Origin of the sequence: Autumnicola patrickiae (assembly GCF_031846525.1) — a bacterium.
Lineage (GTDB): Bacteria > Bacteroidota > Bacteroidia > Flavobacteriales > Flavobacteriaceae > Autumnicola > Autumnicola patrickiae.
This window is the reverse complement of sequence record NZ_JAVRHM010000001.1, coordinates 571,790-594,783: the sequence shown is the minus strand read 5'-3', so window position 1 is coordinate 594,783 and position 22,994 is coordinate 571,790. Positions and strand designations below refer to the sequence as shown.

Here is a 22,994-nt window from a genome sequence, read left to right as displayed (position 1 = left end):
GATTATAACTCTCCACTCTCCACTTTTTTCACCCTTTACTCTTCACTACTCACTTGCAGTAGTATCTTTCTTTTTGGTTCTGTTGTTTAAAATCCCACCAAGGATATTTCGTGCTGCTTCTTCCACCTTTTTTTCGGTACTCCTCTGTGTCTGTTGTGGAGTTGCGGTTGTGTCTACGGTGGTCGTATCCTGTGGCGTTGGGTTATCGGTGCTCCTTCTGCCTTTCAGGATATCATTCATCGCATCCAGACCTTTCTGTTGCAGCTTTTCTTTTTGTTGCTGAGCAATCTTATGAGTGAGATTTGTAACAGCCTGCTGCATATTCAGGTTGATTTGCGGATTATTAAAAGTTCCTCTTAAACTCACCGGAAGTGCCACCATCATATTTTGAATATTTTCACCGCTTAGCTGCCCTAATGCTCCTCCAACCTGGCTTCCCAGGTATCTCGCCGGCACGTCCAGATTAACATTATAATTCATATTCATATCAAAACCGTGCGATCCTCCAACTTCCACATTAATTCCCTTCACGTCAAAATTAAAAGGGGAAATTTCAACATTTCCGTTGTTAAAAGTAAGGTTGGTTTTGAGGTTGTCCAGGTTAATATCGTCCAGATCAAGAAAGTTTAATTGATCATCAAGCCTGCTCAATAACGGCATATTGTCTGGATTTACTTCCGCAGTTAAAATCTTAGCTAAAGCAGTTCCCGCAAGGCTTTGGAGCTGCGGTGTAAGATCGTTGTTAAGATTTCCCTGTAGATTTAATGTGGTTTGCAGCTTTCCTTCCAGTGCATTTGCAATAGGAGCGAGCGCCTGCAGCATTTCCATGCTGTTAAAGGACTGGGCGATGTTTAGTGCATTCAGGTTCAGGTCCATCTGGAACGTAGGCGTGGGATTTTTTGTAGAAACATTACCATCTAATCCAATAGTTCCATCAAAAATGCTGCTGCTTACATTTTGAAGTGTTGCAGTTTCATCCTTCAGAATAATGGTTCCTGTTGTGTTCTTTAGTTCCAGGTTATCATACAATACGCGGTTCGCATTAAAGGCGATTATCACATCCAGAAAAGAAGGGATTTTTACAGCTTCTTCGCCTGTTGGTTGCGGCGGAGTCGTTTCTTCTGAAGTTTCTGTGGAATCTTCTGTAACGGTTTCTTCAGCTTCAGCAACCATAAAATCATTTACAGCAAAAGTGTTGGAATTCACCTGAAAGTTTCCTTTTAAAGCCTGTTCAGTAAAAAGAAAGCCCATCAGATTCTGAATAGTTCCTGAAGCTGTAATATCGGTTTGTCCCGTAGTCATTTTTAAATCCGGCACCGTTACATCTCCCTGGTTGAAGTTGAGGTTCGCGCTGGAAATCTGTACTTCGTTGGGAATTTCAGGAGACCTGTAGCTAAAATTTCTGATACTGGCTGCGCCCTTACTGTTCACATTTTGATACTGTTCATTTTCAATGGAATTCATATCAAAACTTGTGGTAAGATCGGCGGTTAAGATTCCGTTGAGGTCCAAATCCATATCGAGCGGATACGCCTGCTCGATATTTGCCAAATTTATGGTGCCGTCTAAATTCATGTTAACCAGCATATTTTCCATAAGATTGCGCACACTTCCGCTTGCGGCAAACCTATCCTGATCTATCCGGAAGGTGACATTGTCAAAAGTGATATAAGTGTCGTCTACAAGTCCGGTTTCATTGATGATCTGTAAATCCAGGTTGATATCCTGAACGCTTTTCGGTAAATCTGGATATTTGAAGGATGCATTATTTGAACTTACTTTAATATCCATCTTTGGGATATAAGTTTCGTCCACAACCCCACGGATTATTCCGTTTACCACAAAATCTCCATTAGTTTCAACATTTTCTATATTCTTTGCGTACTCTTCAGGAATAACAGCAAGGAAATTTTTAAAGTCCGAAGATGGCGTTTTAAAACTCAGGTCAATTTCATTATTTTCTTCATTTACCTGCACATAACCATCAAAAGTTAGCGGTAATTGGTTGATCATCGCCTCGTTTTCCAGGAAGGTATATCTCATATTTTCGAGATCCATCTGTATTACGGCATCCAGGGCCACTTTGTTTCGGTTTAAATAATTGGTGCCGTCAAAATCAAAGGTCACCAGTGCAGTGGTTTCGGTATCCAGTTCACTCTCGTTCAGAGAAAAGTCACCGGTTCCGTTGTGGTTAAGATCTTCAAGGTGAAGGGACATTTTAGAACCTTCATCTACATATTTTAACCGAGAATTGTTGATTTCGTAATGTTTCAGGTCCAGGCTAAAACCGCTGGCCGTAGTAGTGTCTGAGGCAGCCGTAGCCGTGGTATCTTCAATAGCAATATCATAATTGGCATTTCCAAGGGAGTCCACTTTTATGTTTACATAAGCGTTATTCAGGCGGAATTCATCAATACTTTTCGGCTCTTCACTGCCTTTAAAAAGTTCTTTTATCGACATTTCCAGTAGCACTTCTTCACTTAGCGCCAGCGTGTCACCTTCAAAAGGAGCTTTGTTAATTACGCTTACATCGCTAAGAACAACTGTAGCCTGCGGAAAACTTCTGAAAAAGCTAAGGTCAATCTCACTGAATTCAACCTGGGCATTAACGTTTTTATTGATCGTCTTTTTTACAAAATTTTCAATCTGGGTTTCGAAAACAAAGGGAGCGGCGATTAAAATAATAACCACCACTAAAATGAAAATTCCGAATATTTTAAGTGCTTTTTTCATAAACTATACTTTTAAATCTTGCCCGGGATCTTTTAATTCTTCACCCTGGGCTAATCCAAACTTTTTTCTAAGCGCATAGACACCAAGGTATAAAAACGGAGTGTCTATCGCGGCGACTATAACTTTAAAAAGGAATCCGCTAAGCAATAATCCGCCAAACAGATTCCATTCAATTTTATTGAAACTACAGAGCAAAAATAAGACCGAAAACGTATCTACAAATTGTGACAGGAAAGTGGAGAAATTGTTCCGCAGCCATAAATGTTTTCCTTTAGTGAGTTTTTTCCAGAAATGGAACAGCTGGATGTCAATATATTGCGCCAGCAAATACGCGACCATAGAAGCGAAAACAGCAATGGTAGTGGCGCCAAAGACCGTAGTGAAAAGTTCATCGCTAATTGGCGACCACTCTGTGGCAGGAGCGGCATCTGCCATAAATACAATAAGTAAGGAAAAAAAGGAAGCGAAAATTCCGGCAGTGACAACCTGGTTGGCTTTGCGTTGTCCATAAACTTCACTAATGATGTCAGTAATAAGAAAAGTTACAGGATAGGGTAAAATTCCTACGGAAATTTCAAAAGTGTAGATTCCGAAGAAATCCCAGTAAAAAAATTTCTGAAAAATGAGGTTGGAAACTACCAGGGAAGCGATAAATAACCCCCCTAAAATAAGATAGATCTTTTGTGCTGAAAGCTGGTCCTTAATATAAAGTTGCGTCACATTATTTTTTTAAAGACTTGAGGCGAAATTAAGGAGATGTGATTTTGTTTTGCTTAATTTGCCGTGAAATTTTTCACCGGGTCCTATTAAATTTTTCTCAATTGAATTCCCCTAAATTAGTACATATCGCGCTGGGAAGCAACGTTGGCGAGCGTTTTCTCTTTCTGCAGAATGCTGTAGATCGTCTTTTTGAAGAAGTTGGTGAGGTTAAGGATATTTCGAAAGTGTACGAAACTCCGGCCTGGGGCTTTAACGGCAACTCTTTTCTTAATGCCTGCGTTACTGTTGCCACACGTTTTTCTTCGGAAGAAGTGCTGCAAAAATTACTGCAGATAGAAACTGAAGCCGGTCGTAGCAGAAAAGGATCAGGGAATTACCAGAACCGCACGCTGGATCTCGATATTTTGCTTTTTGAGGATGAGGTTGTGGAAACCAAAAACCTGAAGATTCCGCATCCTGAAATGCAAAACCGTAAATTTGTACTTCAGCCTTTACAGGATATCGCGGGCAAAGAAGTACATCCGCTTCTGAAAAAAACGATTGCTGAACTACTTGAGCAAACAAATGACAAAACTGAAATAAACCAGATTTCTGAAGAATTGAAACTTCCGCAGAAGAATTACAGCTTCAAAAATTATAATTATATCGCGGTAGAAGGAAATATTGGCGCGGGAAAAACTAGCTTTTCCACAATGATTTCCCAGGATTTCAATGCAAAATTGATTCTGGAGCGTTTTAAAGACAATCCGTTTTTGCCGAAGTTTTACGAAGATAAGGAGCGGTATGCTTTTTCGCTGGAAATGTCGTTTCTGGCAGATCGCTATCAACAACTTTCTGATGATATTTCGCAGTACGACCTTTTCAAAGATTTTGTGATTTCAGATTACGATGTTTTTAAATCGCTGATATTTGCCAAAATCACGCTTCAGGAAGATGAGTATTCGCTTTACAACAAGCTGTTCCATCTTATGTACAAGGAACTGGTAAAACCTGAATTATATATTTACCTGTACCAGAATACCGACAGGTTACTCGAAAACATCAAAAAACGTGGCCGCGACTATGAGCAAAATATCCAGCCGGAATATTTAATGGAAATCAATAAATCCTATCTCTCGTTTATTAAATCGCAGACGGGGATGAAGGTGCAGATCATCGATATTTCAAACAAGGACTTTGTGAATAACCGCAAAGATTACCTGGCTCTGCTGGAAGAAATTGATTCCCCCTACCCCCCGAAGGGGGAATAAGAGTCTCTCCTGCAAGGTTTTTAAAACCTTGTAGGTTTCGTCAAATGCATAAAGTAAAATGAGATGAGAAATTAGAGAACCTTGGAACAGATTTTTAAATAGAAAAAGGTCACTTTTTATTAGAGGAAATTTTTACAAATAAATCCCACAGAACAACTCCCGTACTTACTGCAATATTCAAAGAATGCTTACTGCCAAGCTGCGGAATTTCAATAATTCCGTCGCTCGCAGAAACGACCTTTTGCTGCACACCTTTTACTTCATTTCCAAAAACCACAGCGCAGGTTTCTCCGCCCGGCGGCTGGAAATTGTTGAGCATCACCGCGCCTTCGGCTTGTTCAATGGAAAAAACTTTGATCTTGTCTTTTTTTAGCTTTTCCACCAGTTTCAAAACATCTTCAGCATATTCCCAGGCGACAGTTTCTGTAGCGCCCAGAGCAGTTTTCTGAATATCCTTATGCGGCGGTTGGGCGGTGATTCCGCAGAGATAAATTTTCTGAATTAAAAAAGCATCTGCGGTTCTAAAAACAGATCCAATATTATTAAGGCTGCGTATGTTGTCCAGGATGACGATAATTGGCGTTTTGGAGGCCTCTTTAAATTCTTCAACAGATTTACGATCCAGTTCGCTGTTCTTAAGCTTTCGGTTTTCCATTTTGCGAAAATAAGAATTATTAATTTCAGTATTTTGTTTTGAAGCCATTGTCGCCAGCTGCAAAAACCATTTTTCCTCCTTAACTTGCAAATAAAAATCAGCTTTTGCCGCCAAAGAAAAAATCGTTAGAGCCCAACAAAATTAATTTAAGGGAGAGTTTTACTTCCTTAAAGTTCGTTCCCAGGTTTTTTAAAGAAATCAGGAAAGTGAATCCGGCGCTTTTCTATGCAAACCTGCTATGCCGCGTAGTTAATGCGTTTTTGCCGGTACTTATTCTCTATGTCGGGAAACTCATTATAGACGAAGTTGTACTGCAGATCGCTGCGGAAGAAAAAGATCTTGAACGGCTGTGGATTTTGGTCGCAGTCGAATTTGGACTGGCGGTAATCTCAGATTTGATTAGTCGCGGAATAAGTTTGAGCGACGGACTGCTCGGCGATCAATATTCAATAAATACTTCGGTTAAAATCATCAAAAAAACATCAGAATTAAACCTGGACCAGCTCGAAGATTCTGAATTTTACGACAAACTGGAGCGGGCGAGGCAGCAAACCACTGGTCGTGTTGGCTTAATGTCCAATATTCTCACGCAGGGTGAAGATGTCGTGGTCATTCTGTCTTTGCTTGGCGGAGTGGTGGCTTTTGAGCCCTGGCTGATCATTTTGCTGGTGATTTCCATCATTCCCACCATTATCAATGAAATCAAGTTTAGTGGCACCAGCTATTCCCTCGCCCGTAGCTGGACGCAGGAGCGGCGGGAGCTTGATTATCTGCGTTACGCTGGTGCCAGTGATGTTACCGCGAAAGAGGTGAAATTGTTCGGACTTTCAGATTATCTCGCGAACAGGTTTAAAGATCTTTCCGATAAGTATTATACGCAGAGTAAAAAGCTGGCAAAAGAACGTGCCGGCTGGGGTTCCTTTTTTAACGTTATCGGTACTTCGGCCTATTACGGTGCGTATGTTTTTATAATTTTCAGAACGGTGGCAGGTGTGTTTACGCTTGGCGATCTCACTTTTCTTTCCGGATCATTTAACCGCCTCCGTTCAAAACTGCAGGGATTTTTCACCCGCTTTACGGCAATTACAGAGAGCGCGTTATACCTTCAGGATTACTTTGAATTCCTCGATCTCATGTACCCTGAAAGTTCTTCGGAAGGAAAACTGCCTTTGCCGAAGAAAATTAACAACGGATTTGAATTTAAGAATGTTGGCTTCGAATATCCAAAATCTGAAATGTGGGTGGTCAGAAACATCAATTTTCAACTGAAGGCCGGGGAAAAACTTGCTTTTGTCGGGGAAAACGGCGCCGGAAAAACAACACTTATTAAGTTACTGCTGAGGTTTTATGAACCTACCGAAGGAGAAATCCTGCTGGATGGCATTCCGGTGAAACAATATAAACAGAGCGAATATCAACAGTATTTTGGGGTGATCTTTCAGGATTTTGTGAAATTCGAATTAACGCTGCGCGAAAATATCGCCATGGGTGCTATTGCAGAAATCCATAATCAGGAAAGATTAGATGGCGCCGCAGAAAAAAGCCTGGCCTTAGACGTAGTTTCAGAATTTCCAATGGGATATAATCAGCAGCTTGGAAAAAGATTTAAGAACGGAAAAGACCTTTCCGGAGGGCAGTGGCAAAAAATCGCCATCGCCAGAGCGTATATGAAAGACGCTGAGGTTTTGATTCTGGACGAACCAACTTCAGCTTTAGATGCCCGTGCAGAAACTGAAGCTTTCGACAGATTTATTAAATTAACCGAAGGAAAAACCGCGGTGATTATTTCCCACAGGTTTAGTACCGTAAGGATCGCCGACAGGATTATGGTTTTAAAAGACGGCGCCGTGCTGGAAATCGGTACGCATCAGGAACTGATGAAAAACGATAAATTGTATGCGGAATTGTTTAATTTACAGGCAGCGGGATATCAATAAAGGCGGTCCTATTTCAATTAAAGATGAAAGTTAATGAATATTGACCTGATAAGGCTACTGGTAGATTTTGCGATCTTAGTGCTCATCTGGATGGTGCAGTTGGTAGTGTATCCAGGGATGTGCCACTACAAAACTGAAGATTTAAATAGCTGGCATAAGATTTACACAAAGCGCATTGCAGTGATTGTAGCACCTTTAATGATCGTCCAGGTGCTGGTTTCGGCTGTTCAATTTTTAAATCGAATAGATATTTATACCGCGGGCAGTATTATTTTGATTATAATTATCTGGCTACTAACTTTCCTGATTTTTGTGCCATTGCATAATGCTATTGGGCCTGGAAAATCATGCGAAAGAATTACAAATAATCTTGTTTCCAAAAATTGGTGGAGAACCGGTCTCTGGTCTTTACTTTTTATCTGGACACTTTCGGAAAATCTTTAAGCCCCAAAAGAGTTTAAAGTTTGAAAGTTAAGACAATAATAGGACCTTCTTTATTTGAGATTGTGAAACTTGACAAAGAACAAACAACAGACAACTATGAAAAAATATATTCCCTTCTTAATCCTAATTTCAGCAACAACCTCTGTTATGGCGCAAGATGTAACACTTCCTTTATGGCCGAATAATATACCTAACAGTCAGAAGTCTGAAGAAAAGGAAAAATCTGAAAAAGACGGCTTTAACTGGGTTACGAAGGTTCAAGAGCCAAATATTGCGGTGTATTTGCCTGCAAAGCAAACTGCGACAGGGCAGGCTGTGGTCATTGCTCCCGGCGGCGGATATGCCGGCCTGGCTTACGACTGGGAAGGGATAGATTTTGCGAAATGGCTAAATTCCAAAGGCATTGCCGGGATTGTTCTAAAATACAGGCTGCCCGGCTCAAAATCGGTTAAAATTGGACACGAAGCTCCTTTGCAGGACGTGCAAAGGGCAGTGAGGCTGGTACGTGCCCATGCGCAGGATTGGAATGTCGATCGAAATAAAGTCGGAATTATGGGCTTTTCGGCTGGCGGGCATCTGGCTTCAACTTTGGGAACTCATTTTAATCACGAAGATTCTTTTGAGAAAGATTCCGTAGATACCTTGAGTGCACGTCCAGATTTTATGGCACTTATTTATCCGGTAATTACTATGGATCCAAAGTTTACGCACCAGGGCTCTAAAAACGCGTTGCTCGGTGAGAATCCGTCGGAAGAATTGGTTGAAAATTTTTCAAACGAATTACAGGTAAAACCCAATACGCCGCCAACATTTTTGCTTCACGCTACAGATGATGAATCGGTGCCGGTGGAGAACAGTTTGAGATTTTACGAAGCTTTAAAAGCAAAGAATATTCCGGTGGAGATGCATATTTATCCTGAAGGCGGCCACGGATTTTCTTTTGGCCTCGGAAAAGGTTATTTGTCTTCCTGGACAGACAGGCTGGCCGATTGGTTGCAGGCTTTAAATGAAGAAAATGTAGAGAATAGGTAAGATGAGGCATTTAAAGCATTACGCTCTTTATGGCGGGGAGAATTCAGGGAACCAAAAATGGTTTCAGAAATTGTTAAGTGGAGACGCCGAAGCAATTCTGCCCAAATTAAAGTCCGGGAACGGAGCGGTTTTTTCTGAAGCTGTTCTGGATAAGTTTATTGAGGAAGATTACAAACACGGGAGGTCGAAAATTGCCATTTCTGAAGGTCGGTCTTTGCGCACGTTCTCCAGCGGAGAAAAGCGTAAGGCGTTGCTTAATTTTCTGTTGAAGCAAAACCCAGGATTTCTCATTCTTGATAGTCCGTTTGATAATTTGGATAAGGAATCGGTCGCAGAATTGAAGTTCAGACTCGAAAAAGTATCAGAAACTGTACAAATCATTCAGGTTTTTAAGCGGAAAGAGGATATTTTACCATTTATAGATGAAATTCTGATTGTAGAAGGCGGAAAAGTGCAAAAAACGATAATATTGGATGAATTCTTAGTTGAAAAACCTTCCGAAGAAACATTTCAGAAGATAAATGGAATTCCGGGAGCACTTTCACAATTTGAAAATGTTCCTGAAGTGCTGGTGAAACTGGAAAATGTTTCCATTAGTTATGAAGAGCGTCCAATTTTGGCAAATATCAGCTGGGAGGTCAAAAAAGGCCAATTCTGGAAACTCACTGGCCCAAACGGCTCAGGAAAAACCACCATTTTGAGCATGATCTACGGAGATAACCCTAAAGCTTATGGTGAAAACGTCTATTTATTCGGAAATAAAAAGGGCAGCGGGGAAAGTGTTTGGGAAATCAAGAAGAAAATCGGCTATTTCTCCCCGGCATTAACCGAATTGTTCAACAGGAGAAATACAGTGCTGGAAATGGTGGTTTCGGGGCTGCTGGACAGTATCGGCCTTTACCAAAAACCTAGTTTTAAAGAAATAGCATTGGCAAAGGAGTGGCTAAAAACGCTTCAGTTGGAGCATCAGGAAAAAAAAGTGTTTGTAGATTTACCGTTGTTGCAACAACGTATGCTGCTTATCGCAAGGGCTATGATCAAACATCCGCCGTTGCTTATTCTGGATGAACCAACTTCGGCTTTAGACGATAAAAGTGCTCTTAAAATCACCAATCTTATCAATATTATTTCAGCCGAAACGGAAACCGCGGTGGTTTATGTTTCCCACCGAAAAGAAAAAGGTCTAAAACCGGAATTTGAATTTAAGCTGATTCCTTCAGAAAATGGCTCTGTTGGAAAAGTTTCTGTTAGCTCTTAGTCTGTAGTTCGCCGTTCACAGAAATTCATCATTTAAAATAACTGGTCGGCAACTGTGAATAAAATTAAATAACTTCCAAAGCATTCTTTTCTAATCAATCCTGCGATTCTTTATTTTAGCTGAAATTAAAATTTCCCGAATTTGGCAGCCAAAAAAGCACAGCAAGTTACCCCATTAATGAAGCAGTATAATGCCATTAAGGCAAAATATCCTGATGCTTTGTTGTTGTTTCGCGTAGGGGATTTTTACGAGACTTTTGGCGAAGACGCGGTAAAAGCCGCACGGATTCTAAACATCGTCCTTACCAACCGTAACAATGGCGGAGAGCGGACAGAACTTGCCGGTTTTCCTCATCATTCCCTCAATACCTATTTGCCTAAACTGGTAAAAGCAGGGCAGCGGGTGGCGATTTGCGACCAGCTGGAAGATCCTAAATTGACCAAAAAAATAGTGAAACGCGGAGTGACAGAATTGGTGACTCCCGGCGTGGCGCTAAGCGATGAGGTATTGAGCAGTAAATCCAATAATTTTCTCTGTGCCATCCACTTCGGAAAAAAGAATATTGGGATTTCCTTTCTGGATGTTTCCACCGGGGAATTTCTTACCGCCCAGGGCACTTCAGAATATATAGATAAATTGCTTCAGAATTTTGGGCCGAGTGAGGTGCTTATTCAGAAGAAAGTCAGAAAAGATTTTGCGAAGGAATTTGGTGAAGATTACCACTGTTTCTATATGGAGGACTGGCTTTTTAAACAGGATTTCGCTACAGAAACTTTGAATTCCCACTTTCAGACCAAATCTTTAAAAGGTTTTGGAGTGGAACATCTGGAAGAAGGAGTAATTTCTGCCGGAGCCATTTTACATTATTTAGCCGAAACCCAGCATCATAAACTTCAGCATATCACCGCCATTAGCCGTATTGCTGAAGAAGAATACGTGTGGATGGATCGTTTTACCATCAGGAACCTGGAATTATATCATTCCAACGCCATGAACGCGGTGACTTTGCTGGATGTGATAGACAAAACAATTTCTCCAATGGGAGGAAGGCTGCTGAAGCGTTGGCTGGCCCTGCCGCTTAAAAATGCCGAAAAGATCAGGAAACGTCATGAAGTGGTGGAGTTTCTTATTAAGAATACTTCAGTTTTAGCTGAAGTTCAGCAGCATATTAAGGAGATCAGCGATCTGGAAAGATTGATTTCCAAAGTGGCTACAGGAAAAGTTTCGCCACGGGAAGTAAACCAGTTAAAACATTCTCTCGATGCTGTAATTCCGATTAAAAAACTTGCGACCGACTGTGATAATGAGGCGCTGAAAATTATTGGTGATAACCTGCAGAGCTGTGATTTGCTGCGGTCAAAAATTAAAGAAAGCCTTGCGGAAAACGCGCCGGTAAATGTTCAGAAAGGAAATGTTATTGCTGAAGGTTTTTCCAAAGAACTGGATGAACTGCGAAATTTGGCATTTTCGGGCAAGGATTATCTGAACAATATGCTGGAGCGCGAAACCAAAGCTACGGGCATTACTTCGCTGAAAATTGGCAGCAACAACGTGTTTGGTTATTATATTGAAGTCAGGAATAGTCATAAAGATAAAGTGCCGGAAGGCTGGGTGCGCAAGCAAACGCTGGTAAATGCTGAAAGATATATTACCGAAGAGCTAAAGGAATACGAAGCAAAAATTCTTGGTGCCGAAGAAAAAATCCTTCAGTTGGAGCAGGAACTTTTTGGAAAGCTGGTGCTGTGGATGAGCGAATATATTCAGCCGGTACAGCAAAACGCGCAGCTGGTGGCACATCTGGATTGTTTATGCTCTTTCGCCCAGCAGGCAAAGGTAGAGCAGTATTGCAGGCCGGTAATTGAAGACGAATATGAGCTGGACATCCAGGAAGGCCGGCATCCTGTAATTGAAAAGCAGCTGCCAGTCGGTGAGAATTATGTAACAAATAATGTGCAGCTGGACAGGGAGAATCAACAGATTATTATGATCACCGGGCCCAACATGAGTGGTAAGTCGGCTATTTTGCGACAGACGGCACTCATCGTTCTGATGGCACAAATGGGCAGTTTTGTGCCTGCAAAAGCTGCAAATATCGGACTCGTAGACAAGATTTTCACCAGAGTGGGAGCCAGCGACAATATTTCTATGGGCGAATCTACTTTTATGGTGGAGATGAATGAAACGGCCAATATCCTGAATAATATTTCCAAACGTAGCCTGGTGCTTTTGGATGAAATTGGCCGCGGAACCAGTACCTACGACGGAATTTCCATTGCCTGGGCGATTAGTGAGTATCTGCACGAACATCCTGCACGACCTAAAACGCTGTTCGCTACACATTACCATGAACTGAATGAGATGTGCGATACGTTTACCCGAATCAAGAACTTTAATGTTTCGGTAAAGGAGCTAAAGGACAATGTGCTTTTTCTTCGGAAACTGGTGCCGGGAGGCAGTGAGCACAGTTTTGGGATTCATGTAGCCAAAATGGCCGGAATGCCACAGCAGGTATTGCACCGGGCAAACAAAATCCTGAAGAAACTGGAGAAATCTCATTCTATGGAAGATTCCGGGGAAATTCTGAAGAAATCTGCGGAAGATGAAATGCAACTGAGTTTCTTCAATCTGGACGACCCGTTACTGGAAGAGCTGAAGGAGGAACTGTTGCATATAGATATCGATACCCTTACGCCCGTTGAGGCTTTAATGAAACTGGCTGAGATAAAAAGGATGCTGAGTAGCAAACAGAAAACCAAAGCCTGAAGAGTTGACAATGGTTAGAAATCAATTAAAAACAATCTGTTGAGCATAAGGCGGTTATCTCAAGCATGAAAATTGGCAAATTTGGAGCTTAACTTTTTTTGTCATTTTTATAAAAAGTTCTTTGCTATTATTGGAATTGTATTAAATTTGCATCCGCAATTAACACTTGCAGCCACAACAAAATGTGGTAAGTTCTTAAAACAAAATGCGAAAATAGCTCAGTTGGTAGAGCGCCACCTTGCCAAGGTGGAGGTCGCGGGTTCGAATCCCGTTTTTCGCTCTTTTTTCACATTTCCACGCTCGGGTGGTGGAATTGGTAGACACGTTGGACTTAAAATCCAATGGACAATGCGTCCGTACGGGTTCAAGTCCCGTCCCGAGTACTTAAAGCCTTGTTAATCATTTGATTTTCAAGGCTTTTTTGTTTTAATAGTCTTACTTCCTTCGTAATTTCCCTTTTTTTGGAAAAATATCTACTTCATTTCTGCAAAGCATTGCAGTTCTATCGCGGAGTATGAATTATAAAATTTAAATGTCGCAAAGGTTAATAGCTAATTTCATTCCTAATCTGTTTATATTTGAGAAGAATGAAAATTGTTTATTTCTCTCTTGTTTTTGTTTTCTTTATTCAGAACCTTTCTGCTCAATTGTCATTCTGTGAAGGTAGCAAAGGTGATGCTATTTTTCATGAAGACTTTGAAACGGATAGTGGCACGGGTCCGGCACTTCCAACAGGAACTACAGATTATAATTATGTATCGGGACCTCCTATGCCGGGGGATTATACTATCTGGGAACATGCACCGGCTTCCACGCGATGGTGGTTTTCAGAAATTCCTCAAGTTACTCCTTCAGGGGGGAGATTTCTTCTAGTTGATGCGGGGTATAGTCCCGGACTCTTTTATGAAACTGAAATTTCAGGTTTATGTGAAAATACTTCCTATGAATTTTCGGCATTTTTAATGAATTTATATGACGCTGCCCATCCTCTTTGTCCTAATGGTGGTATTCCTATCAATGTGAAATTTGAAATATGGGATGAAACAGATTCTCAATTACTAGGATCAGGCAGTACCGGTGAAATCCGTTCTTCTTTTTCACCTCAATGGGAAGAATATGCACTTACCTTTCAGAGTGAGCCGGGACAAAATACTGTTATTCTGCGAATGTATAACAACGGCGAAGGTGGCTGCGGAAATGATGTTGCTATCGATGATATTATTTTCAGGTCCTGTGGCGATTTTACGGAAATTACCAGTGCTGTATCCGAAGAATCTGTTGTCGATATTTGCCAATCTGAGGCACCGATAAGTTTCGACCTAACTGCAAGACCTGATTTTGCAGTATATGAAACCCATGCATTTCAATGGCAGGAAAGAACGGGTAATGAGGAATGGCAGGATATTCCCGGAGCAACCGCTGGTAAATTTACCACCCCGCAATTAAATTCCTCCCGTCATTACCGGGTGAAGGTAGCTGAAGATGAGGTGAATGTGCAGAGTAACCTCTGTAGTTCGGCCTCAGAAGCGTTTAATATAAATATAATTGAAAAACCTGCAGCGCCGCAAAGTGAAGGAAATCAAATTTCCTGTAGCAACGAAGTAATACCTGCTCTCAATGTACAGGCAGAAGAAGATGAAAGTGTGAACTGGTACGCTTCAGAAAACGGAAATGAAATCCTGGCAGAAAATACTTCTATCTTTATACCAGAAAGGGAAGGAATTTTTTACGCCGAAGCGGTAAAAAATGGATACAATTGCTCTGGTAGTGACCGTACTGCAGTAGAATTGAAAATTTTTGACGCTCCTGAAGTTCAGGATGAAGTGATACAGTTTTGTGCAGACTCACAGCTACAACTGGATGCAGGAGTAGCTGCGGCTGAATATTTTTGGAGCTCCGGTGAGAATTCCAGACAGATTGAGGTTACCAGCCCTGGTAATTACATGGTGACTATTGTTTCTGAAGAAGGCTGTTCTGCAGAGAAGAATTTTCAAATAGAACAAGTAGAGGAAGCTGTTATAGAAGATGTTTACTCTGAAGGAAATAAATTAATTATTGAGCCTGATGGTGACGGTGAGTTTGAGTATTCCATTGACGGAAATAACTTTCAGATTTCAAACAAATTCGAATTAAGTGGCGGGGTTTATATTATTTACATGAGGGATCGTGCAAAATGTAATACCGTTACTCAGGAATTTCCTCCGATGTTTATAACCCCGAACGGAGATGGTAATAATGATTATTTCGAAATTCAGGGGCTAAACTATTTTTCGACTTCCCAAATCAGTATTTTCGATCGTTACGGAAAACTCCTTAAAACAGGAAAAGGAGAAAACTTCAGCTGGGATGGCAGCTTTAATAGTCACAATTTACCTGCCGATGATTACTGGTTTGAAATAATCCTAGAAGGTTACGGAACTAAAAAAGGAAATTTCAGTTTGATTCGTTAGCAGGTTGGGTGCAGAGATCTGTACAAATTATTAGTACTGCTAACAGTTTAAAATATTTGCCACAGCACAAATTGTTAGGATCTTAATCTCATATTCTGTTTATTCTATTAATAAATGCTATAGCAGTAAAAGAAATACTCCAAAATATATACTCTTTGGGATTGGATTTTTGGTACTTCTAATGCGTAGAATTAATTACATTATCTTGAAATCAGTTTTTCTCCGGCAATATTAAAAAAGGAAAGGCCAGATGATGATCAATTTTTTTTACTACTGGTTCCCTGAATATAGTATCAAAAAACTGATGTTTGTAATAGACCATTGACAGAAGGTGGATTCCTTTGTTCTTTATATAATCTGAAATTGTTTTTGAGATTTCTTCATCAGAAGATAAATAGATAAGATGTGTTTCTATGCCTTTCAGAAGCTTTTTTAAGTTGTTGCGGTTTTCGATTTGTTTTTTACTTAATTCCTCTTCCTCTCCAATATATATGATGTAGATACTGGAGTTAAAAGATTTTGCAAGTTCTGTAAACGGGCGTAAGACGTCAGCAGAATATGGTTTCCGGAATTCTGTAGCAAAAGCCAGCTTCTCTGGAGCAATGTAATCCCTCTCCTTTGGAACTACAAGCAACGGACAGGAAATAGATTTTTCGATTACATCACTGGTATTGCTTCCTAAAAAATTATCTATAATTCCGGAATGTCCACGGGTTCCCATTACTACCAGGTCTATATTCTTTTTTAAAACTACAGCGGGAATTGCGTTAACAAGAGTTTGATCTGAGGTAAAGGTTTCGAAATGATGAGTCTTTGCACTGGAGTCTCTAACTATCTTATGCATAACCTCTTTGCATCCTTGTAAAGATTGCGTTTTTAGTCGCGAAAGCAATGTATGATCTTCCTCATTGACAATATTATAAATGGAAGTATCTCTTCTGTCTCCAAAGAAATTCGATATGAAGAATTTACATTCTTCGTCTTTAAATAATTCGGTGGCATAATACAGAGCACAATAGGCCTCTCTGGAAAAGTCGGTGGCAAAAAGAATATTTTTCATGATAACAGTATAAAGGTTAATATTTACTGCTTTTAATTTTCTTATTAAAGGTAATAGATGAACTCCGTATTAAAGATGATGTAAATCATGTATTCGAAAGTTATTTAATTGAATTTTATAAGAAAATTTCCGTCTCTATTCTAATTTTAAAAATAAAAAGGCTGAAGTCTCTTACGGACTACAGCCTTTAGTCTAAATTTATTTGATATTACTTCTTGCTCTTGCTGTTGCTCGAAAGCAGTAAAAACGCCGCAGAAGTGATAGCAGCAGCTGTGGCAGCTTTAAGAACAAAACTTTTTCTGTTATACTTCCATTCTGCATTCCATCCCCTTTCGGCAAAAATATTGGGAATGTGTCCGTGGCTAAGATCTTCCAAAACACCTTCTACCATATCTATACGATCTGCCAACACCAATGGCAACCAGCGGCCGTAGCTACTTTCACTTTTTTTAAAGGCCTGCCTTCTAATCATACCGCTAAGGCCCCGTGGTGGTTTGGAGGTTCCAAAGACCGCTGTTATGTTTGGTCTTTCCACAGAATGCAGTACTTCAATATTTACAGGTTGCTGTTCTGGTCTTTCCCAGGTATAGCCGCGTATTTCTTCATCGGTACGCTTTTTTATAGGGTAAGTAGGATCGTTCTTTGGATCAATATCTATTCCCCATCCTTTTATATGGCTGTGATCTCCGCCTCTTTTATTTACAAAATCTTCAGGCTTGGTTTCATCTGTAGTCATAATCAAAATTTTAAATTAGTTTTTTCGGCTCTTACTCTCGTTAGCTTCCACCTGCGGGTGGAATAAGAACAGGTTTTATACAGTTGTCCAGCTTTCTTGAAAATATGTGGTAACCTTCTGCAACATCTTCCAACGGAATCCTATGCGTAATCATAGCCTTTGGATTAAGAATTCCGTTTTTTACGTGCTCTGTTAATTTTGGTAGTAATCGTTTTACTGAAGCCTGGTTGGCGCGTATCGTGATTCCTTTATTTAATACGTTTCCAATAGGAACAAGTGCGTTTATTGGCCCGTAAACTCCCACAATAGAAACAATACCTCCTTTTTTAACCGAATTTATTGCCCAATGTAGTGCAGTAGTGGATCCACCCTGCAGGAGTAGTTTTCTTCCCAAAAGCGTGTTCATCGTATCTCCTGCGGCTTCACAACCAACTGCGTCTATACAAACATCGGCACCCAGCGAATCGGTTTGTTGTTTAATAAAAACTACAGGGTCCTCAAGCATTTTAAAATTATAAACTTCACACTGCGCATATTCTTCAGCAAATTCCAGACGGTAATCCAGCTGGTCGATAACAATTACCCTGCCCGCACCAAAAAGCCACGCACATTTGGCGGCCATAATTCCTATTGGTCCTGCACCAAAAACAACCACCGTGTCACCTTCCTGTATTCCACCCATTTCTGCGGCCTGGTATCCGGTTGGAACAACATCTGTTAATAATACAGCATCATCAGGATCCATCCAATCTGGAATAACCGTAGGACCAACATCGGCGTAAGGGACCCTCACGTATTCTGCCTGTCCGCCATTATATCCGCCGGTAGTGTGGGAATATCCAAAAATCCCGCCTGCTGCAGTGGCCTGGGGATTTGCCTCATGGCAATTTCCATAGAGCTCCTGCTTGCAAAAAGCACATTTTCCGCAGGCAATGTTAAAGGGGACCATTACTTTATCCCCAACTTTTAGTTTTTCTACAGAGGATCCTGTTTCCACAACTTCTCCAACAAATTCATGGCCAAAGGTGGAACCTATTCGCGTATCCGGAACAATGCCGTGGTAAAGGTGGAGATCAGATCCACATATACAGGAGCGGAGGACTTTTACAATTGCGTCTCCGGGATGTTCAATTTCAGGGTAGGGTTGGTCGTAATCGGCACGGACTCTAAAGGGTCCGCGAAAGTTCATTGCTAACATAATTCTTCAGTTTTAGTCTGTAATTTTTCTTTTTTCAGCTTACCTAAGGCAAAGATTAGGATTGGTTTATCTTTGATTCTCAATTAAATTACAAAAAGTATATTCTGAAGAAAAGTATTTAACGTTACTTTAAATTCCGAAAGCAGATTTCTTCCGAAGAAATTATTTCGGGAAAAGGGTATTCTCAATATAAATTGCGGTTAACATAGTTCCCTTACTTGCAATAAATTTTAATATCCAGTAATTTTAAAAAAAACAGCTATGGAGGAAGAAGCACTGGAATTTGCCCGGAAAGCACATGGTGACCAGCAACGAAAGTATACAGGAGAGCTTTACATAGAACATCCTAAACGCGTAGCGAAGACCGTAGCAACAGTTCCTCATACGAAAGAAATGATTTGCGCAGCTTACTTGCATGATGTAGTAGAGGACACCACTGTATCCCTAGAAGATATTGAGCGAAATTTTGGGAGGGAGATTGCAGAACTGGTGCATGAGCTTACAGATGAGTATGTAAAAGAAAAATATCAGCACCTTAATCGCCGGAATCGCAAACAAAAAGAAGTAGAACGGCAAACAAAAATGAGTGCGGCTGCGAAAACCATCAAACTTGCCGATGTTATAGATAATACGCGGGACATCATTAAAAATGACTGCAATTTTGCCCGTCGTTATATTCCCGAAATGGAGGCTTTAACAGAAGCGCTGCAGGGTGGCGATTTTAAATTGATGATGCGGGCTTGTTATGAAGTACAACGCGCCAAGTATTTACTGAAAGGTGAAAAAGATTCGCTTTACAGCTGAGTTTTAGTAAAATTTGCAGGATCATTCACAGGGTACGGTTTCCGGAACAGTAGTTAGCATAACATCCTGTGGATCACGGCGGTTTATGTTGATAAGCTCTACATTTTGAATGCTGTAATCAAGATCAATATCGCCCTGGCACAGCTGTCCGTTATTATCAGAATCCCATTGTATTTCTATGTAAAAACGAGCATTGTTACTATTTTCTAAATCGGGAATGGGAGCATAAGGATCTTGAGGAATTTCCAATCTAACTTCGAAAGGAAGATCTTCTGCTTCAAAGTTCTGGCTGGCTAACAAAACTGAAGCAGCATTTGCTATCGTATCATTTTCGCCATACAGGTTTACTGTGAAAGCAGGATTTGTGAAATTGAGATCTTCATTACCTTCTAGATCAAGTAAAATGAAGTTGTTATCCATATCATCCATATCGGTGTCACAGGACAACATTAGAAATACGCTAAACAAAGTAAAAAGTATGGTCTCGGCCTTTTTCATTAATCAATCATTTATTCAAATTTAGCTTCTTTTTTATTCGGATTAAAAGTTAAGCGTTTCCAAATTCAATTAAAAATAAATAGAAGAAATTAATAAATGGGAAAATTTCCACTGCATAAGGAATTGTATTGGATTATTTCCTAAATTAGCATTATTATGGGAACACCTGCAACAATTGAAATTAAGCACTTTAAGGAAGTAAGGGAAGAAAACAACTTCACTCAGTCAGAATTTGCTGAGCTTCTCGGAATTAAGAATTCTACAGCCGACATTGAGCGCGGTAGGACAAAACTATCCGGAAAAGTAGTAGCCGAGCTTTTGCGGCAATTCGGGATTAATCCGCTTTGGCTTTTTGGCGATAGCGGGCAAAAGTACCTTCAGATTAGTAAAGGCGATGTTAGTCCAAAGGTTATTACAGTGAACAGTGCAGATAACGAGAATATTTTGATGGTAAGCCAAAAGGCTGCTGCCGGTTATCCGCACAACGTGCAGGATGTGGAATGGTACAATCAGTTGCCGGCATTCGATATTCCTTTACCTGAGTTTAGAAATGCCACTTATCGTGGATTTCAGATAGAAGGGGATAGTATGTTGCCTAATTACCGTCCCGGGGAGTGGGTGATGGGGAAAGCAATGAGTGGTATAGATGAAGCCAGTAACAACAAAATTTATGTTGTGGTGCTCTATGACTCTGTACTGGTGAAAAAACTGCAGAAATTACCTGATCCTTCCAAAATGTTGTTAATCTCCTTAAATGAAGAATATCTGCCGATAGAAGTTAAGATGAATGACATCCAGGAACTTTGGCAGGTAAACAGTAAACTTACTTTTAATCTTGATAATCCTTCTGAAAGCGGACTTTTTCAGCAATTACAGCAATCTATGGAAGAGCTCAAGAAGGAACTGAAATCTTTCAGGAAGTAACCTACTAGAATGCCAAAAATTGCCATTTTCGGCAATAGACTTTTAATTCATTTTTCTGAACGCACAGAAACATTTTACTTAATGACAGATTGCTGATTATTATAAAATCTTCTTACTATTTGAAGAGTGGGGATTGGCAGCAGTATTTCAGCTGAAGACTATTTCTTGTAAATGAGGAGTGACTGAGAATGATAATTATTGATCTACAGTAATATGTAGCTTCTTCACCTGTGTTCTTCCGCAAAACAGAAAGCAGCTTTAATTTTATATTTTGAATGTGGCTTTTATTTAAAGCAGTGAATACCAAAAAATGGCAATTATCGACTATAGTTTCTTAACTCCTCACTCCGTGTGCCTATTTTCATTTCCAATAGTATTAAAATAACAGGGAGTAGTAGTGGTTGAAAGATGAAATCATTTGTACTGCTTAACTTGTTGTAGTCGGACCTCTCTAAATCCTTTTTTAACTGCTTTTTAGTATCTCCTGGAGGAATAGTGTCTGGTTATATATAGGCAGAGGCTCAGGAATGACAATTTTCAGCTTTTGTATGGCTTTTCATTCCTTTTAATCAGAAGAAATTATTTTCATTTTGATCAGAACCGTAAGGAAGTTCCCCGGTTCTGTTGTGTTATCTCAGCCTAAGTGAAAATGATGGATACGTTAAAATGCCAATTATCAATCTACAGTAGTTGTTTCTGAATTATTGATTAGAGCTACTTCTGTTTGTCTTTTTCTCCTGTACTTTTAGTAACAGTTTGAAAATTCCGATATCCATTTAATCTTTTTCTGTGATCTAAATAATGGGTATAAAAAAGCCCCGAATCCGGGGCTCTTCTTAATTAATTGGTTGGTTAATTTTTTCTCTAATATGGTGGTTAACCCATATTAGATTTTTGAAAATTACTCAGTCTCTTCTTCAACAACTTCTTCCATAGTGGAGAAGGTGATAACGCTTCTTCGGTTTTGAGCATACTCTGCTTCTGTACAACCTGTAGGTTCTGTACAATCGTTTACCGGTTGTGACTCTCCATAACCTCTGGTAGAAATGTCACTTGCAGCTATACCATGTTCTACTAAATAATTTTTAGTTGACTCAGCTCTTCTTTGTGAAAGATCCATGTTGTACTCATCTGTACCTCTTGCATCGGCGTGAGAAGCGATTTGAATTTCGGTTGCTTCACTGCTCTTAAGAATATCGATGATTTGATCCAGTACTTCCTGATATTCTGGAGTAATATTGGATTTGTCAAATTCAAAGTAAATCCTGTCCTCGTGAGGAATTTGGATTTCAACAGTTTTCTTGACATATCTGGTTCTTTCGAAGGAGTAGATGTTATCATTTCCACTTCGGTTAGAAGCCAAAAAACCTTTTTTCTCACCTTCTTTAATAATAAAAGCAAAATCATCATAAGCACTGTTAAGTGATTCCCCCAGGTTTTCTGCTTCGGTATAATCACCTTCAGATTTGTAAACATCCAGATTCCCAAAACCTAAATGTCCATCTGAAGCAAAATAAAGGGTATTGTTTTCGCTAACAAAAGGAAACTGTTCTCTATGCTCTGTGTTAATACCAGGGCCTAGATTTTCAGGATTTCCATAAGTGCCATCTTCGTTTATAGCTACTTTGTAAAGATCGAAAGATCCTTGTCCTCCTGGCATGTCACTTGCAAAGAAAAGTGTGGAACCATCAGGACTTAAAGCGGGATGCTCTACAGAATATTCTTCACTGCTAAAAGGTAGTTTTACTGGTTCTGACCATGCTCCATCTACCATTTCTGATCTGTAAATACTAATATGCCCTACTTTTACTCCACTGGTATCCTTTACTCTTTTCTCATTTGTTCTGTCGAAATATACAGTTTGCCCATCCTGAGAAAAAATTGCAGAACTCTCGTGCTCATCTGTATTAATAGCATCAGAAAAAAGCACAACATTAGTAATTTCTCCTTCGTCTGAGATGTCACCTGAATAAAGGTCCAAAGCTGGTTTTTTATTCCAGGGATAAATGGGACGTTCGGTATTTCGGGTAGAGGCGAATGTAATTTTGTCATCACCAAAATATGAAATACCAAAATCTGAAGACGCAGTGTTGCCTGTGGCCAACTGCTCTGTTTCGTAAAGAAAAAGATTAGTGGAATCTATAATACTCTCCTGAAAATCTTCGAAAGCTATATCCCTATCATAATAGGAAGCAAAATATTCATCTGCCTCATCGTTCTCTCCGGTTGCGCGAAGGGAGTGAGCATACCTGAATTCGTATTCTGGAGCGACATTTTCCTCATGCCTTAGAAATAGCAGTCTGTAAACTTCAGCTGCATTTTGCATTTGGTTAGTGTAAAAATAGGAATCTCCAAGGTTTTGAAGTACTTCCTGATTTTTATCAGAAACATCTTCATAAGCAGAGGCCGCATCAACGTATGCACGTTGCACAAAAAGTTTATCGGCTTTCTTAATTTCGGATTTTTGTCCGAAAGCAGAAATGCTTATTAGTGTTAATAAAATAGTTTTATATATATTTTTCATGTTATGCT

General features: G+C 40.0%; 17 protein-coding genes and 2 tRNA genes. 11 read left to right on the top strand and 8 right to left on the bottom strand.

What is annotated here, in order from left to right; all coding sequences use genetic code 11:
* Window positions 1-45 precede the first annotated feature (45 nt).
* A complete protein-coding gene (locus tag RM549_RS02790) occupies window positions 46-2,733 on the bottom strand; it encodes an AsmA family protein (RefSeq protein ID WP_311680646.1) in 2,688 nt (895 codons plus the stop codon).
* Between the two features lie 3 nt (window positions 2,734-2,736).
* On the bottom strand, window positions 2,737-3,453 hold the full coding sequence (locus RM549_RS02785; protein WP_311680644.1) for a queuosine precursor transporter: 717 nt from the start codon (window positions 3,451-3,453) through the stop codon (window positions 2,737-2,739).
* Window positions 3,454-3,554: 101 nt separating this feature from the next.
* Here RM549_RS02785 and folK point away from each other — a divergent pair, with 101 nt between their 5' ends.
* Entirely contained in the window at window positions 3,555-4,703 is a 1,149-nt protein-coding gene (gene folK / locus RM549_RS02780; RefSeq protein ID WP_311680640.1) for a 2-amino-4-hydroxy-6-hydroxymethyldihydropteridine diphosphokinase, read from the top strand.
* Window positions 4,704-4,812: 109 nt separating this feature from the next.
* On the opposite strand, the gene RM549_RS02775 is transcribed toward folK, so the two are convergent.
* Window positions 4,813-5,358, bottom strand: a complete 546-nt coding sequence (locus tag RM549_RS02775; protein WP_311680638.1) for an RNA methyltransferase — start codon at window positions 5,356-5,358, stop codon at window positions 4,813-4,815.
* A 104-nt stretch (window positions 5,359-5,462) separates the two neighbouring features.
* On the opposite strand from RM549_RS02775, the gene RM549_RS02770 reads away from it, so the two are divergent.
* The 8 genes from RM549_RS02770 (at window position 5,463) to RM549_RS02735 (ending at window position 15,242) form a co-directional block, all read left to right on the top strand.
* Window positions 5,463-7,295: an ABC transporter ATP-binding protein gene (locus RM549_RS02770; protein ID WP_311680635.1), complete on the top strand. Its 1,833-nt coding sequence runs from the start codon at window positions 5,463-5,465 to the stop codon at window positions 7,293-7,295.
* Window positions 7,296-7,328: 33 nt separating this feature from the next.
* A complete protein-coding gene (locus RM549_RS02765; protein ID WP_311680632.1) occupies window positions 7,329-7,739 on the top strand; it encodes a hypothetical protein in 411 nt (136 codons plus the stop codon).
* A gap of 96 nt (window positions 7,740-7,835) precedes the next feature.
* Window positions 7,836-8,771: an alpha/beta hydrolase gene (locus RM549_RS02760; RefSeq protein WP_311680629.1), complete on the top strand. Its 936-nt coding sequence runs from the start codon at window positions 7,836-7,838 to the stop codon at window positions 8,769-8,771.
* A 1-nt stretch (window position 8,772) separates the two neighbouring features.
* Window positions 8,773-10,029 carry an ATP-binding cassette domain-containing protein gene (locus tag RM549_RS02755; protein WP_311680625.1) on the top strand — a complete coding sequence of 419 codons (1,257 nt, stop codon included), beginning with the start codon at window positions 8,773-8,775 and terminating at the stop codon, window positions 10,027-10,029.
* Between the two features lie 141 nt (window positions 10,030-10,170).
* A complete protein-coding gene (mutS, locus tag RM549_RS02750; protein ID WP_311680624.1) occupies window positions 10,171-12,792 on the top strand; it encodes a DNA mismatch repair protein MutS in 2,622 nt (873 codons plus the stop codon).
* A 207-nt stretch (window positions 12,793-12,999) separates the two neighbouring features.
* Window positions 13,000-13,072 (top strand) — tRNA-Gly (locus RM549_RS02745).
* Between the two features lie 18 nt (window positions 13,073-13,090).
* Window positions 13,091-13,175 (top strand) — tRNA-Leu (locus RM549_RS02740).
* Window positions 13,176-13,379: 204 nt separating this feature from the next.
* Window positions 13,380-15,242 (top strand): T9SS type B sorting domain-containing protein, encoded by a 1,863-nt coding sequence (locus RM549_RS02735; protein ID WP_311680620.1) that lies wholly within the window; start codon window positions 13,380-13,382, stop codon window positions 15,240-15,242.
* Window positions 15,243-15,453: 211 nt separating this feature from the next.
* On the opposite strand, the gene RM549_RS02730 is transcribed toward RM549_RS02735, so the two are convergent.
* The 3 genes from RM549_RS02730 to RM549_RS02720 all read right to left on the bottom strand — a co-directional run bounded on the left by RM549_RS02730 (window position 15,454) and on the right by RM549_RS02720 (window position 18,236).
* Window positions 15,454-16,302, bottom strand: coding sequence for a universal stress protein (locus RM549_RS02730; RefSeq protein WP_311680618.1), 849 nt, complete (start codon window positions 16,300-16,302; stop codon window positions 15,454-15,456).
* A gap of 208 nt (window positions 16,303-16,510) precedes the next feature.
* Window positions 16,511-17,038, bottom strand: coding sequence for a hypothetical protein (locus RM549_RS02725; RefSeq protein ID WP_311680615.1), 528 nt, complete (start codon window positions 17,036-17,038; stop codon window positions 16,511-16,513).
* A gap of 40 nt (window positions 17,039-17,078) precedes the next feature.
* Window positions 17,079-18,236 (bottom strand): zinc-dependent alcohol dehydrogenase, encoded by a 1,158-nt coding sequence (locus tag RM549_RS02720; RefSeq protein ID WP_311680611.1) that lies wholly within the window; start codon window positions 18,234-18,236, stop codon window positions 17,079-17,081.
* Window positions 18,237-18,497: 261 nt separating this feature from the next.
* Between RM549_RS02720 and RM549_RS02715 the strand changes: the two genes are divergently transcribed.
* Entirely contained in the window at window positions 18,498-19,040 is a 543-nt protein-coding gene (locus RM549_RS02715; protein WP_311680594.1) for an HD domain-containing protein, read from the top strand.
* A 21-nt stretch (window positions 19,041-19,061) separates the two neighbouring features.
* Here RM549_RS02715 and RM549_RS02710 read toward each other — a convergent pair whose 3' ends face one another.
* Complete coding sequence (locus RM549_RS02710; protein ID WP_311680588.1) at window positions 19,062-19,538, bottom strand: hypothetical protein; 477 nt, start codon at window positions 19,536-19,538, stop codon at window positions 19,062-19,064.
* Between the two features lie 156 nt (window positions 19,539-19,694).
* Here RM549_RS02710 and RM549_RS02705 point away from each other — a divergent pair, with 156 nt between their 5' ends.
* Window positions 19,695-20,462, top strand: a complete 768-nt coding sequence (locus tag RM549_RS02705; protein WP_311680581.1) for an XRE family transcriptional regulator — start codon at window positions 19,695-19,697, stop codon at window positions 20,460-20,462.
* Window positions 20,463-21,363: 901 nt separating this feature from the next.
* On the opposite strand, the gene RM549_RS02700 is transcribed toward RM549_RS02705, so the two are convergent.
* Window positions 21,364-22,986 carry an OmpA family protein gene (locus RM549_RS02700; protein ID WP_311680578.1) on the bottom strand — a complete coding sequence of 541 codons (1,623 nt, stop codon included), beginning with the start codon at window positions 22,984-22,986 and terminating at the stop codon, window positions 21,364-21,366.
* Between the last annotated feature and the right edge of the window lie 8 nt (window positions 22,987-22,994).